Origin of the sequence: Streptomyces sp. ISL-94, from assembly GCF_018614075.1 — a bacterium.
In the GTDB taxonomy this organism is placed as follows: Bacteria; Actinomycetota; Actinomycetes; order Streptomycetales; family Streptomycetaceae; genus Streptomyces.
In genome coordinates this window covers 82,470-96,568 of the sequence record NZ_JAGGOZ010000028.1, presented here as the reverse complement: position 1 = coordinate 96,568, position 14,099 = coordinate 82,470, and the positions used below count along the sequence as shown (strand labels likewise).

Sequence of the window (14,099 nt, the reverse complement as noted above, 5' to 3'; positions counted from 1 at the left end):
GGCCACGCCCGAGCAGGCCCTTGAGGAGGCCCTGGCCCTCGTCCGGCCGTCCCCCAAGGGCGGCGGGTCCGGCGGGCACCGCGCCTGCGCCTGGCCGCGGGCCCGGGACGCGGCCGTCCACGCCGGGGCCGGGACGCGGCCGCGCACCCATCGGGTCCCGCTCGCGGACGCCCTCGGCGAGGTGCTGGCGACGCCGCTGGACGCCCTGACCGACCTGCCGTCCTTCGACACCTCCGCCATGGACGGCTGGGCCGTCGCCGGCCCCGGCCCGTGGTCGGTCCGCGCGGGCGGCGGGGTACTGGCCGGCTCCGACCGGCCCGCGCCCCTCGCGGACGGCGAGGCCGTACGGATCGCCACCGGCGCCCGGATCCCCGTGGACACCACCGCCGTCATCCGCAGCGAGCACTGCCGTGAGAGCGGCACCCAGCTCTTCGCCGACCGGCCCGTCCTCACCGGCCAGGACATGCGCCCGCGCGGCCAGGAGTGCCGCTCCGGCGACTTGCTGCTGCCCCCCGGGTCCCTGGTCACCCCCGCCGTCCTCGGCCTCGCCGCGGCCGCCGGGTACGACGAGCTGACCACCCGCCCCCGGCCCCGGGTGGAGATCCTGGTCCTCGGCGACGAACTGCTGACCGCGGGCCGCCCGCACGACGGCCTGATCCGGGACGCGCTGAGCCCCATGCTCGGCCCCTGGCTCACCCGCCTCGGCGCCGAGGTCATCGGCACCCGGCGGCTCGGCGACGACCCGGCCGGGGCCGAGGCCCTCTTCCACGCCGTCACCACCTCCGCCGCCGATGTCGTCGTCACCACCGGCGGCACCGCCTCCGGGCCCGTCGACCACGTCCACCCCGTGCTGGCCCGGGCCGGCGCCGAACTCCTGGTCGACGGGGTGGCCGTACGGCCCGGGCATCCGATGCTGCTGGCCCGGATCGGCGACCGCGCCGAGGGCAGGCACCTGGTCGGGCTGCCCGGAAACCCGCTCGCCGCCGTCTCCGGCCTGCTGACCCTCGCCGAACCGCTGCTGCGCGCCCTCGCCGGCCGCCGCCGGCGCCCCCGCTACACCGCCACGGTCCAGGACGACGTGCCCGGCCACCCGCACGACACCCGGCTGGTCCCGGTGCTGCTGAGCGGCGATCACGCGGTGCCCCTGCGCTACAACGGTCCGGCGATGCTGCGCGGCGTGGCCGCCGCCGACGCGCTGGCCGTCGTACCGCCGCACGGGGCGCGGTCCGGGCAGGACCTGGAGATCCTCGATCTGCCGTGGGCCTCCGGAGGATGTTTCACGTGAAACTCCACGGCCAGGACGCCATGGCCCGGGGCGCGGACGAGAAGCTCGTCTCCCGGCGCATCAAACTGCCCAAGCGCGTCGTCGAGAAACCGCTGCGCCAGGTCTCCCGGCGCCTGCTGATGGCCCTGTTCGTGCTCTGCCTGACGGTCCTGATCGTGTGGCTCGACCGCAAGGGCTACCACGACAACGCCGACAACCGGGTCGACTTCCTGGACTGCGTCTACTACGCCACCGTGACGCTGTCGACGACCGGATACGGCGACATCGTCCCGTACAGCGACAGCGCCCGGCTGATGAACATCCTTTTGATCACGCCGCTGCGCGTGCTGTTCCTGATCATCCTGGTCGGGACCACCTTGGAGGTCCTCACGGAACGGACCCGGGAAGAGTGGCGGCTGAACCGCTGGAGGAAGAACTTGCGTGAGCACACGGTCATCGTGGGCTTCGGCACCAAGGGCCGCTCGGCCCTGCAGACGCTGCTGTCCACCGGCCTCTCCAAGGATCAGGTCGTCGTCGTGGACCCCAGCGCCAAGGTGATCGACACGGCCAACGCGGAGGGCTTCACGGGCGTGGTCGGCGATGCCACCCGCTCCGACGTCCTGCTCCGCGCCGAGCTGCAGAGGGCCCGTCAGATCATCATCGCCACCCAGCGGGACGACACGGCGGTCCTGGTCACGCTGACGGCCCGGCAACTCAACCGTGGGGCGAAGATCGTCGCTGCGGTGCGCGAGGAGGAGAACGCCCCGCTGCTGCGCCAGTCCGGAGCGGACGCGGTCATCACGAGCGCGAGCGCGGCCGGCCGGCTGCTGGGCCTGTCGGTCCTCAGCCCGAGCGCGGGCACCGTGATGGAGGACCTGATCCAGCAGGGCACCGGCCTCGACCTCATCGAACGGCCCGTCAACCGGGCCGAGGCGGGCAAGTCGGTCCGGGAGACGGACGACCTGGTGGTGAGCGTGCTGCGCGGGCACCGGCTGCTGCCGTACGACGACCCGCACGCGAGCCCGCTTCAGCTGACGGACCGTCTCATCACCATCGTGCGGGCGGCACCGCAACCTCACGGCCGGTGACGCTGGGCCCCGCCGACTAGATGCTGTTCCGGTCCGGCCCATTGGCGTAGCCTCCGGGCCATGCATGCGATCACCATCGAGCAGCCCGGCGGGCCCGAGGCCCTCGTCTGGACCGACGTACCCGATCCGGTGGCGGGCGACGGCGAGGTCCTCGTCGAGGTCGCGGCGAGCGCCGTGAACCGCGCCGACCTCCTCCAGCGGCAGGGGTTCTACGATCCCCCGCCCGGCGCCTCGCGCCACCCGGGTCTGGAGTGCTCCGGGCGGATCGCCGCGATCGGGCAGGGGGTGTCCGGCTGGTCCGTGGGCGACGAGGTGTGCGCCCTGCTGAGCGGCGGCGGGTACGCGCAGAAGGTGGCCGTCCCGGTGGGCCAGCTGCTGCCGGTGCCGGCGGGCGTGGACCTGGTGACGGCGGCCGCGCTGCCCGAGGTCGTCGCGACGGTGTGGTCGAACGTGTTCATGGTGGCCGGGCTGCGGCCCGGTGAGACCCTGTTGGTGCACGGCGGGTCCAGCGGCATCGGGACGATGGCGATCCAGCTGGCGAAGGCGGTCGGCGCGACGGTCGCGGTGACGGCCGGGGGCCCGGAGAAACTCGCGCGCTGCAAGGAGCTGGGCGCCGACCTCCTGATCGACTACCGCGAACAGGACTTCGTGGCGGAGCTGAAGGCGGCGACCGGCGGGGCCGGGGCGGACGTGATCCTGGACATCATGGGCGCCAAGTACCTCTCCCGGAACGTGGACGCCCTCGCCGTGAACGGCCGGCTGGCGGTCATCGGGCTCCAGGGCGGGGTGAAGGCCGAGCTGAACCTCGGCGCGCTGCTCGCCAAGCGGGCGGCGATCACCGCCACCACGCTGCGGGCCCGGCCGCTGGAGGAGAAGGCGGCCATCGTCGCCGCCGTACGGGAACACGTGTGGCCGCTGGTTTCGGCGGGGCGGGTACGGCCGGTGGTGCACGCGACGTTCCCGATGGCGGAGGCGTCCGAGGCCCACCGGGCCATGGAGTCGAGCAGCCACGTGGGCAAACTGCTGCTCACGCTCTGAGCGCGGCGCCCCCCACCCGGGCGCTGCCCGGACCCGCCCCTCGGACTCCGTCCGGGGCCGGGGCCGGTGGCGGGGCCGGGCCTGTGGGTCGGTGCGGCTCAATGCCCGGGGCTCCGCCCCGTACCCCGCGCCTCAAACGCCGGCGAGGCTGGATGTGGCCGCTGTGGTCTGGACACTTCCCGCCGCCGGGAGGGCAATTCAGCCTGGGCGGCGGGGCAGGATGTGGCCGGCGCCGTCTAAGGCTTCCCCCCGCCGGGAGGCAATCGGCCTGGGCAGCCAGGCCGGATGTGGCCGGTGTGGTCTGGACACTTCCCGCCGCCGGGAGGGCAATTCAGTCTCGCCGGAGTTTGAGGCGACTCTTCAGCCGCGCCGGCGTTTGAGGCGCGGGGTCCGGGGCGGAGCCCGGGTGGGGTCCCCCCGGACGGAGTGTGGGGGAGGGGGAAGGGCGGGTAGGGGACCGCTCCGCGCAGCGGTCCCCTACACCGGCTACAGGCTGCGGAGCAAGACCGCCGGGGACTCCACGCAGTCGGCGACGTACCGCAGGAAGCCGCCCGCCGTGCCACCGTCGCAGACCCGGTGGTCGAACGTGAGCGACAGCTGGACGACCTGGCGGACCGCCAGCTCACCCCCGTGCACCCACGGCTTCGGCATGATCCGGCCCACGCCGAGCATCGCCGCCTCCGGGTGGTTGATGATCGGCGTGGAGCCGTCGACCCCGAACACCCCGTAGTTGTTGAGGGTGAACGTCCCGCCCGTGAGGTCGGCCGGCGCCAGCTTCCCGGCCCGGGCCAGTTCCGTGAGGCGGGCGAACTCCGCCGACAGGGACTCCGGATTCCGGCTCTGGGCATCCCGGACCACCGGGACCATCAGGCCCCGCTCGGTCTGTGCGGCGAAGCCGAGGTGGACGGCCGGGAGCCGGACGATCTCGCCCGCCGCCAGGTCCACCCTGGAGTTCAGCTCCGGGTACCGGGCCAGCGCCGCCGTGCAGATCCGGGCCAGCAGCGCGAGCACCGAGATCTTGGGCCCGCCCACCGCGTTCATCGCGGCCCGGGCCGCCATCAGCTCGGTGGCGTCCGCGTCGACCCAGCAGGTGGCGTCCGGGATCTCCCGCCGGCTGCGCGACAGCTTCTCCGCTACCGCGCCCCGCACCCCCTTGAGCGGAATCCGCTCCCCTTGCGGAGCCAGGGCGGTCGGCATCGGGACGGGAACCGGCTCCGGCGCCCGCAGCGCCGCCTCCACGTCCGCCCGCAGGATCAGACCCTCGGGCCCCGACCCGCGCAGCGCACGCAGATCCACCCCGTGGTCCTTGGCCAGCTTCCGCACCAGCGGCGAGATCACCGGGACGGGCCCGGCCGCGACCGGGCCAGACCCGGCCGGCGGGGCCGTGACGGCAGGGACCACCGGCGCCGCAACCCCGGCGGTGACGGGTCGCACCCGTCGCCGACGCGCCGGACGCGAGTGGTCCGTGCCGTAGCCGACCAGAACGTTGCCCGAACCCGAACCCGAACCCGAAGCCGAAGTCGAAGTCGACTCCGACCCGGAAGCCTCCGCCTCCGGCCCGGGAGCCGCTCCCGTGCCCACCGCCACGGTGATCAGCGGAGCCCCGACCGGCAGCTCCTGCCCCTCCTCGCCGAAGCGGGCGGTGACCACGCCGCCGTACGGGCAGGGCACCTCCACCATCGCCTTGGCCGTCTCGACCTCGACGACCGGCTGGTCGACGGCGACGACATCGCCCACCGCCACCAGCCAGCGCACGATCTCGGCCTCGGTCAGGCCCTCCCCGAGGTCGGGGAGCTTGAACTCCATTACCTGCGGCATCAGTTCTCCCACTGCAGGCGGGCCACGGTGTCCAGGATCCGGTCCACTCCCGGCAGGTGGTGCTTCTCCAGCATCGGCGGCGGATACGGGATGTCGAAGCCCGTCACCCGCAGCACCGGCGCCTCCAGGTGGTGGAAGCACCGCTCCGTGACGCGAGCGGCGATCTCCGCGCCCGGCCCGCCGAAGCCGCCGGCCTCGTGGACGACCACCGCGCGCCCGGTCCGGCGTACGGACTCCACGACCGTGTCCTCGTCGAAGGGGACCAGCGAGCGCAGGTCCACGACCTCCAGCTCCCAGCCCTCCGCGCGTGCCGCCTCGGCCGCCTCCAGGCAGACCGGCAGCGAAGGCCCGTAGGTGATCAGCGTCGCGCTGGTGCCCGTACGGCGGACCAGGGCCTTGCCGATGCCCGGGACAGCGGCCGGGGCCGCCGGGTTCCAGTCCGCCTTCGACCAGTAGAGCCGCTTCGGCTCGAGGAAGACCACCGGGTCATCGCTCGCGATCGACGCGCGCAGCAGCCCGTACGCGTCCTCGACGGTAGCCGGGGTCACCACATGCAGGCCGGGCGTCGCCACGTAGTACGCCTCGGAGGAGTCGCAGTGGTGCTCCACCCCGCCGATCCCGCCGCCGTACGGCACCCGGATGGTGATCGGCAGCGGCATCGCGCCGCGCGTGCGGTTGCGCATCTTCGCCACGTGCGAGATCAGCTGCTCGAAGGCCGGGTACGCGAACGCGTCGAACTGCATCTCGACCACCGGCCGCAGCCCGTACATGGCCATGCCGACCGCCGCGCCGAGGATCCCGGCCTCCGCGAGCGGGGTGTCCGTGCACCGGTCCTCGCCGAACTCCTTCGCGAGCCCGTCCGTGATCCGGAAGACACCGCCCAGCGTCCCGACGTCCTCGCCCATGACGTGGACCGTCGGGTCCTCCGCCATCGCGTCGCGCATCGCCCGGGTCAGGGCCTGCGCCATCGTCGCCGGCTTGACCCCCGGCTTCACAGACTTCGCCGCCACGGTCGTCACTCCTGCTCCTCGGCTTCCAGCTCGGCGCGCAGCATGGCCGCCTGCTCGCGCAGCCGGCCGGTCTGCTCCGCGTAGACGTGCGCGAAGAGGTCCATCGGGTCCAGCACCGGATCCGCGTTCATTCCCTCGCGCAGCGCCGCCGCCATCGTCTCGGCCGCGTCGCGCGCCTCCTGGATGCCCGCCTCGTCGAGGATCCCGCGCGCGGTCAGCTCGCGCTCCAGGAGCTCCACCGGGTCGTGCGCCTTCCAGGCCTCGACCTCGGCGTCGCCGCGGTAGCGGCTGGCGTCGTCGGCGTTCGTGTGGGCCTCCATCCGGTACGTGACGGCCTCGATCAGGGTCGGACCACCGCCGGCCCGGGCCCGCCGGACCGCCTCGGTCAGCACCTCGTGCACCGCGGCGATGTCGTTGCCGTCGACCAGCCGGCCGGGCATTCCGTAGCCCACGGCCTTGTGGGCCAGCGTCGGGGCGGCGGTCTGCTTGGCGAGCGGGACGGATATCGCGAAGCCGTTGTTCTGGACGAGGAAGACCACCGGGGCCTGCCACACGGCGGCGAAGTTCAGCGCCTCGTGGAAGTCGCCCTCGCTGGTGCCGCCGTCGCCGACCATGGCCAGGGCGACGACGTCGTCCCCGCGCAGCCGGGCCGCGTGCGCCAGGCCCACCGCGTGCGGCAGCTGGGTGGCGAGCGGGGTGGACAGTGGGGCGATCCGGTGCTCACGGGGGTCGTAGCCGGTGTGCCAGTCGCCGCGCAGCAGGGTCAGCGCCTGTACGGGGTCCAGCCCGCGGGCCACGGCCGCCAGGGTGTCGCGGTAGCTCGGGAAGAGCCAGTCCTGGTCCTCCAGGACCAGCGCGGCCGCGATCTCGCAGGCCTCCTGGCCGACGGTGGAGGGGTAGACGGCGAGCCGGCCCTGCCGCGTCAGCGCGGTGGCCTGGGCGTTGTAGCGGCGGCCGCGCACCAGCTCGGCGTAGCAGCGGCGCATCAGCGCCGGGTCGAGCCGGTCTGCCCCCGGAGTGCCCAGCACCCGGTAGGGCTCGGGGTCCGGGAGCAGCGGGGCGGCATCCGTACGGGGCCTCCAGGCGGGCGGCGGGGTGGGTCGGTGGGACGCACCGGCACCGGGCAGCTCTTGGACCGTCATGGCGGCGTACACCTCCTCGTGGGAAGTCGGTTGGACGCTCTGGGGGTACCCCCAGCGGTAGCTGGGGGAATGTGAGGCGCCTCACCTACCGATTGTTCGGTTGTCCACGCAATTTGGCTACAGGCGGGCCCAGGCTGTGGACAAAGTGGCGCCGGGGCCCTGGGATGGGTGCAGGACGTCCAGGAGAGGGAGGCATCGGGCAATGCCGGATGAACAAATGGCCGGAGCGGGTTCTGCACCGGTCCCGCCGGGGGCCGCCCCCGGGGCCCCACCGGTACCTTCCGTTCCGCCCCGCCCCCTGGACCCGATCGACCGGTCGATCATCCGGCTGCTCCAGGCGGACGGCCGTGCGTCCATACGGTCGGTGGCGGAGCAGGTGCACGTCTCGCGCGCGAACGCCTACGCCCGTATCAACCGGCTCATCGACGACGGGGTGATCCGCGGGTTCACGGCCCGCGTCAACCACGAACGCGCAGGTCAAGGCGCCTCCGCCTATATCACCCTGAAGATCGTGCAGAACTCCTGGCGGACGGTCCGCGAGCAGCTGCGCGAGCTCCCGGGCGCCGCGCACATCGCGCTGGTCAGCGGGGATTTCGACGTCCTGCTGCTGGTGCACACCCCGGACAACCGCACCCTGCGCGAGCTGGTCCTGACCCGCCTCCAGGCCATCCCGGAGGTGCTCTCCACACGCACCCTGCTGGTCTTCGAAGAAACGGATCTGCTGGCTCCGGGCGCGGGCCCGGCCGCCGGCCCGACGATCTCGGAGGAGTAGCCCCGGGCCCGCACACGGGCGCGGAGGACCGCCGAGGTGCCCCGGACACGCGAACGCCCCGGGGACGGGCCTGGACGGCCGTTCCCGGGGCGCTGTGCGCGGTGTCCGCGCGGGTGGATCAGCGATCAGCTGTCAGCTGTCAGCCCTTGTCGTAGTAGCCGAAGACATCGACGATGACGTCGGTGTTGCCGGGGCTCCAGTTGAAGAAGTCGATGATGCCGTTCTTCCCCGTGCTCGCCTGGACCAGGTTCGGAACGGTCTTGCCCGGCGTCCAGTTCAGGGTCGACGAGTTCGGCACGGGCGGCGATACGGCCGTGCCGTTCTGGTACTGCTCCCGCGTGTTCGGGTCGGGGGCGACCGAGAGGTGGCCGTGGTCGGTCGTGTTGGTGACCGTGCTGTTCAGGGCGAACCCGGTGATGTCGGGGTTCCTCGTGGACAGCGGCATGTACAGGTACTCGAAGCCCAGCAGCGGTCCCGAGTTCCAGTTCTCGTCGCCACGGGTGTCGAGCAGTCGCTCCGGCGTGACCGGCATGTAGGCGCTGGTGCTGCCGGGGCTGTAGTAGCCGACGACGTCGACGATGACGTGGGTCCCGGCCCAGGAGCCGTTGCGGACGTTGATCTTGCCGTCGGCGCTGACCGGCACGATCACCGCGTTGGCGATGGTCTGGCCGCCGCTGAAGTTCAGGTTCGACGTGGACGACGCCGCCTGGCCCGCCGGGTAGACGGTCAGATGGCCGGCGGCCTGCGGCTCGGTGATGGTCACGTTGAGCGCCACGGCCGTCGCGCCGGCCGGGACGCCGCCGAGACCGCTCATCTGGGCGGTGAACGTTCCGAATCCGGGCACCAGGCCCTTGCTGGTGCCGAGGCCCTCACGGGAGTCGACGAGGCGGGCCGGGTTCAGAGGCGTATAGCCGCTGGACTTGGTCCGGGTGAAGTAGCCGGTGACGTCGGCGATCAGGTCGACCGAGCCCTCGCCGCTGTTGTACAGCTCCACCGAGCCGTCCTTGCCGACCGGCACGATCACCATGTTCGGGACGGTCTGGCCGGCGGCGAAGTTGACGTTCGACGTGGTCGGACGCGGTCCGCCCGAGCCGTAGACCCTGATGTGGCCGGCCGTGGCGGGGTTGGTGACGGTGACGTTCAGGGCCACGGCCGTGACGCCGGCCGGGATCTGGGCGTTGCCGGCGATCTTCACCTTGGTCGTGCCGAAGCCCGCGACCTTGGCCTTCTGCGCGCCGATGCCCTCGCGGGTGTCCAGCAGGCGGGTGGGCGTGTGCGGGGTGAAGTCCGAGCCCGCCGTCATGATCGGGAAGTCGTTGACGACCTCGGCCTGGTTCGCGGCGTCCGTCACGGTGACCCTGACGGTGTACTCGCCGAGCTCCGCGTACGTGTGCTTCTGGTTCAGCACGGCGGACCCGGAGGCGCTCACGACGTCCTTGGTCCCGTCGCCCCACTCGACGGTGACGCTGAGCGAGGCCGGCGCGCTCGTGATGGTGGTCGTCAGATCGAGGCCGTGCGCGGTCTTGCTCGCGGCGTTGAGCAGGATCGACAGGTCCGGGTTGCCGGCTGCGGCCTGCGTCTCGGCCTGCGGCGTGGCCTGCGCGTCGGCCTGCGGCGTGGCGGCGGCCGCCTTGCCCCCCTTGGCCTGCGGCAGCGCGCGCCGGACCGTACGGTCGGCAGGGCTGGTGAAGGTCTTGAAGTTCGCGGACCCGCTCTTGCTCAGGTCCACGTCGGGAATGGACGTCCCGTGCGTTCCCTGCTTCCCGAGCGTCGCAGGCGCGTCCGGTCCGGCCGCCTGGGCGATGCCCGGTATGAAACCAACGCTCGCCGCGACGATCACGGCAGCGGAAATTACGAGTCGGCGATTGCGCACCGGCCCCCCATGTGGTTGTGAAGACATGTGCGAGCGCACTTTTTTGAACGCGCTCAGGATCAAAATCCCGCTAAGACTACAGAGCCCCGGAGCAGTCCCCGAGGGGAATACCCGCCAATGGTCAGTCGCGGACCGTCCGCAGGCCGTCGAAGGCCATGTGGACCACCGCATCCGCAAGTTGGTCGTGGCCCGTGCCCGGGTGCGGGCGGTACCACTCGACCAGGGAGTTCACCATGCCGAAGAGCAGCCGGGTGGCGAGCCGGATGTCCACGTCCGCCCGGAGGTCGCCCTCGGCCGCGGCCGCCTTGAGCAGATCGGCGACCTGGTGGTCGAACTCGCGGCGGCGCTCCAGGGCCCAGCGCTCGGTCCGGGTGTTGCCCCGTACGCGCAGCAGCAGCGTCACGTAGGGCAGCTCGGAGACGAGCACCTCCACCGTGCGGCGCGTGACGTACTCGACGCGCTCGACCGCCCGGCCCCGTACCGCGCCCGGCTCCTCCAGGACGGCGAAGAGCCCGTCGAGAGCGCGGCTCACGGCCCGGCGCAGCAGCTCCTCCTTGCCGGTGACGTGGTGGTAGATCGAGGACTTCGAGATGCCCGCGGCCTTGGAGAGGTGCTCCATCGAGGTGCCGTCGTAGCCGCGCTCGTTGAAGACCTGGACGGCGACGGAGAGGAGGGTCTCGGGGGTGTAGGTGTCCCGCTTGGCCGTGGTCATTCGGTCCCCTCCGCCTCGTCCGGGCCTTCTTCCGCGTCCTCGGAGTCCTCGAATGCCGCCTCGTCCTCGCCGCCCGCCGCGTACCCCAGCTTGAACAGCGCGAGCGAGGGCGCGTACCGGCCGCCGGGACAGCGCTCGTCGAGGTGGTGCAGCAGGTCGTAGGCCCAGTCCCGGCCGAGCCGGTCGTGCCATTCGGCCGGTCCGAGCGGGTAGTTGACGCCGAGCCGCATGGCCGTGTCGATGTCCTCGGCGCAGGCCACGCCGCGCGCGACCGCGTCGGCCGTGAGGTCGATCAGCATCGCGACGGTCCGGGCGACGATCATGCCGGGGACGTCGCCGATGACGGAGACCTGCTTGCCGAGCCCCTGGAAGAGGCCCACCGCCTCGGCGAGGGTCCGCTCGCTCGTGTCCTCGCTGACGGAGAGCGCGATCCGGGTGGCCTCGCGGTAGTCGAGCGCGAGGTCGAAGTAGACGACGTCGGCGAACTCGACGGAGGTCTTCCCGTCCGCGAGCACCAGCTGTCCCTCGCCGGGCAGCTGGATGTACGGGCCCCCGTGCTCGGTGGAGGTGACCGAGATCCCGGCCTCCTCCATCAGCTCGGCCAGCTCCGCCGCGGGCCCGAGGTCGCCGACCACGGTGACCTTGGCCGGGGCCTCCTCGGGAGCGGCGGTGTGGGGCTGCGGCAGGGCGGCGCCAGGCCCGTAGGGGAACCAGCCGTGGCCCGACTTGCGGCCGAGGCGGCCCGACTGGACCAGCCGGCGCTGCGCGAGGGAGGGGGTGAACTTGGGGCTGCGGAAGAAGGACTCCCACACGGAGCGGGTCACCGCTTCGTTGACGTCCTGGCCGATCAGGTCGGTCAGCTGGAACGGGCCCATCTTGAAGCCGCCGCTCTCGCGGAGCACGGCGTCGATGGTGGCCGGGTCGGCGCCCTGCTCCTCGTACACCGCGAAGGCCTCGGCGTAGAAGGGGCGGGCGATCCGGTTGACGATGAAACCGGGGGTGTCGGCGCAGCGGACCGGCGTCTTCCCCCAGCCGAGGACGGTGCGGTAGGCACGCTCGGCGGCGGCCGGGTCGGTCGCGAATCCGCTGACCACCTCGACGAGCGGGAGCAGCGGGGCCGGGTTGAAGAAGTGCAGGCCGAGGAAGCGGCCGGGGTGCGCGAGCCCGGCGGCGAGCTCGGTGACGGAGAGGGAGGAGGTGTTGGTGGCCAGCAGCGCGTCCGGCGAAACCACCTCTTCGAGTGCCGCGAAGAGCGCGCGCTTGACGTCGGCGTCCTCGACGACCGCCTCGACGACGAGAGCGGCGGCGGAGAGGTCCTCCAGGGCGGCGGCGGAATCGATTCGGCCGATCGCGTCCTCGGCCTCGGCCCGATCCAGCCGGCCCTTGGCGGCCATCCGCTCGACGCGGTCGCGCACGGAGCCGGCGCCGCGGGCGGCGAGTGCGGCGTCGATGTCGTAGATCAGCACGCGGTGACCTGCGAGAAGGGCGACCTGGGCGATGCCCTGTCCCATGGTGCCCGCCCCGACGACCGCCACAGTGCGGGACCGCTCGATTGCTGTCATGTCCTGATCCTCCCGCACCGACTTATCCACAGGACTGCCGGGCCCTCTTGTCCCGACCGATCGTTCGGTTACTCTAACTCCAGTCTGCTCTTCTTCGCCCGGCTCAACGAGGAGTTGGTCTGTGATGGCCGCCGCGCTCACCGTCCCCCAGCTGTCCGACAAGCACCGGCCCACCCTGGATCAGGCCTTGTCGGCGATCCGCAGCCGGGCCTACTGGTCCCCGCACCCCGAGCACCCCAAGGCGTACGGCGAGAGCGCCCCGGCCGACGGCCTCGCCGCCTTCCAGGCCCTTAACGGCACGCGGCTGGACTTGGGGCAGCCCGGCACCGACGGCTGGACGGGCGGCGAGGTGTCCCCGTACGGCCCGGCGCTGGGCGTCGAGTACCCGCACGTGGACCCGGACGTCCTGCTGCCCGCGATGAAGGCCGGCATGGGCGCCTGGCGCGATGCCGGTCCTGAGGCGCGCGCCCTCGTCTGCATCGAGATCCTGTCGCGCATCTCGGCCCGCACCCACGAGTTCGCGCACGCGGTCATGCACACCAGCGGCCAGGCCTTCATGATGGCGTTCCAGGCGGGCGGACCGCACGCGCAGGACCGCGGCCTGGAGGCCGTGGCGTACGCGTACGAGGAGCAGACGCGGGTCCCCGGGCAGGCCGACTGGTCGAAGCCGCAGGGCAAGAAGGACCCGCTGGAGCTCGGCAAGACCTTCACCGCGGTCCCGCGCGGCATCTCCCTCATGATCGGCTGCAACACCTTCCCGACCTGGAACGGCTACCCCGGCCTGTTCGCCTCCCTCGCCACCGGCAACCCGGTCCTGGTCAAGCCGCACCCGCGGGCCGTCCTGCCGCTGGCGCTCACCGTCCAGGTGGCCCGCGAGGTCCTCGCCGAGGCCGGCTTCGACCCGAACCTGGTGGCACTGGCCGTCGAGCGCCCGGGCGAGGGCATCGCCAAGAGCCTCGCGGTCCGCCCCGAGATCAAGCTGATCGACTACACCGGCTCCACGGAGTTCGGCGAGTGGCTGGAGACCCACGCCCGCCAGGCGCAGGTCTACACGGAGAAGGCCGGCGTCAACACGGTGGTCGTGGACTCCACGGACAACTACAAGGGCATGCTGGCGAACCTCGCGTTCTCCCTCTCCCTCTACAGCGGCCAGATGTGCACCACCCCGCAGAACCTGCTGATCCCGCGGGATGGCATCGAGACGGACGCCGGCCACAAGTCGTACGACGAGGTCGTCGCCGACCTCGCGGCCTCGGTCGGCGGCCTGCTGGGCGACGACGCCCGGGCCAACGCGCTGCTGGGCGCGCTGGTGAACCCGGACGTCAAGGCCCGCCTGGAGGCGGCGGCCGCTCTGGGCGAGGTCGCGCTGCCCTCCCGCGAGGTCGCGAACCCCGAGTTCCCGGACGCGGTGGTCCGCACCCCGGTGATGGTGAAGCTCGACGCGTCCAAGCCGGACCCGGAGGCGCCCTACCTCTCGGAGTGCTTCGGCCCGGTCTCGTTCGCCGTGGCCGTGGACTCCACGGCGGACGCGCTGGACCTGCTGCGCCGCACGGTCCGCGACAAGGGCGCGATGACGGTGGGCGCGTACACCACGTCCGCGGACACCGAGCGGGCGATCGAGGAGGTCTGCCTGGAGGAGTCGGCGCAGCTGTCGCTGAACCTGACCGGCGGGGTGTACGTCAACCAGACCGCGGCGTTCTCGGACTTCCACGGCTCGGGCGGCAACCCGGCGGCCAACGCGGCGCTGTGCGACGGCGCCTTCGTGTCGAACCGCTTCCGCGTGGTGGAGGTCCGCCGCCAGGCCTAGTGCTGTGGCCGGA

Annotated in this window: 11 protein-coding genes; 5 read left to right on the top strand and 6 right to left on the bottom strand. The window is 72.6% G+C overall.

The window, feature by feature from the left end; all coding sequences use genetic code 11:
- The first annotated feature begins 31 nt into the window (after positions 1–31).
- From J7E94_RS11225 to J7E94_RS11215, 3 genes are read left to right on the top strand one after another with little or no spacing between them, the layout of a single operon-like run.
- On the top strand, positions 32–1,285 hold the full coding sequence (locus J7E94_RS11225) for a molybdopterin molybdotransferase MoeA (protein WP_251056498.1): 1,254 nt from the start codon (positions 32–34) through the stop codon (positions 1,283–1,285).
- Entirely contained in the window at positions 1,273–2,352 is a 1,080-nt protein-coding gene (locus J7E94_RS11220; protein WP_215014544.1) for a TrkA family potassium uptake protein, read from the top strand. The genes J7E94_RS11225 and J7E94_RS11220 overlap by 13 nt, the downstream gene beginning before the upstream one ends.
- Positions 2,353–2,412: 60 nt before the next feature.
- Entirely contained in the window at positions 2,413–3,390 is a 978-nt protein-coding gene (locus J7E94_RS11215; protein ID WP_215014542.1) for an NAD(P)H-quinone oxidoreductase, read from the top strand.
- 486 nt (positions 3,391–3,876) lie between these two features.
- Here the strand turns inward: J7E94_RS11215 and J7E94_RS11210 are convergent, their stop codons facing one another.
- The 3 genes from J7E94_RS11210 to pdhA are packed head-to-tail and all read right to left on the bottom strand — an operon-like array spanning position 3,877 to position 7,360.
- Positions 3,877–5,208, bottom strand: a complete 1,332-nt coding sequence (locus tag J7E94_RS11210) for a dihydrolipoamide acetyltransferase family protein (RefSeq protein ID WP_215014541.1) — start codon at positions 5,206–5,208, stop codon at positions 3,877–3,879.
- Complete coding sequence (locus tag J7E94_RS11205; protein WP_215014581.1) at positions 5,208–6,176, bottom strand: alpha-ketoacid dehydrogenase subunit beta; 969 nt, start codon at positions 6,174–6,176, stop codon at positions 5,208–5,210. The genes J7E94_RS11210 and J7E94_RS11205 overlap by 1 nt, the downstream gene beginning before the upstream one ends.
- Before the next feature lie 47 nt (positions 6,177–6,223).
- Positions 6,224–7,360, bottom strand: coding sequence for a pyruvate dehydrogenase (acetyl-transferring) E1 component subunit alpha (gene pdhA, locus J7E94_RS11200; protein WP_215014540.1), 1,137 nt, complete (start codon positions 7,358–7,360; stop codon positions 6,224–6,226).
- Positions 7,361–7,562: 202 nt separating this feature from the next.
- Between pdhA and J7E94_RS11195 the strand changes: the two genes are divergently transcribed.
- The gene (locus J7E94_RS11195; RefSeq protein WP_215014539.1) at positions 7,563–8,132 is read left to right on the top strand and encodes an Lrp/AsnC family transcriptional regulator; all 570 of its coding nucleotides are present in this window, start codon (positions 7,563–7,565) and stop codon (positions 8,130–8,132) included.
- A gap of 139 nt (positions 8,133–8,271) precedes the next feature.
- Here J7E94_RS11195 and J7E94_RS11190 read toward each other — a convergent pair whose 3' ends face one another.
- The 3 genes from J7E94_RS11190 to J7E94_RS11180 form a co-directional block, all read right to left on the bottom strand.
- Positions 8,272–9,861, bottom strand: coding sequence for a PKD domain-containing protein (locus J7E94_RS11190; protein ID WP_215014538.1), 1,590 nt, complete (start codon positions 9,859–9,861; stop codon positions 8,272–8,274).
- Positions 9,862–10,126: 265 nt separating this feature from the next.
- A complete protein-coding gene (locus J7E94_RS11185) occupies positions 10,127–10,717 on the bottom strand; it encodes a TetR/AcrR family transcriptional regulator (protein WP_215014537.1) in 591 nt (196 codons plus the stop codon).
- Entirely contained in the window at positions 10,714–12,279 is a 1,566-nt protein-coding gene (locus tag J7E94_RS11180; RefSeq protein WP_215014536.1) for a 3-hydroxyacyl-CoA dehydrogenase, read from the bottom strand. The genes J7E94_RS11185 and J7E94_RS11180 overlap by 4 nt, the downstream gene beginning before the upstream one ends.
- A 124-nt stretch (positions 12,280–12,403) precedes the next feature.
- Here J7E94_RS11180 and paaN point away from each other — a divergent pair, with 124 nt between their 5' ends.
- Positions 12,404–14,086 carry a phenylacetic acid degradation protein PaaN gene (paaN, locus tag J7E94_RS11175; protein WP_215014535.1) on the top strand — a complete coding sequence of 561 codons (1,683 nt, stop codon included), beginning with the start codon at positions 12,404–12,406 and terminating at the stop codon, positions 14,084–14,086.
- Positions 14,087–14,099: the final 13 nt, after the last annotated feature.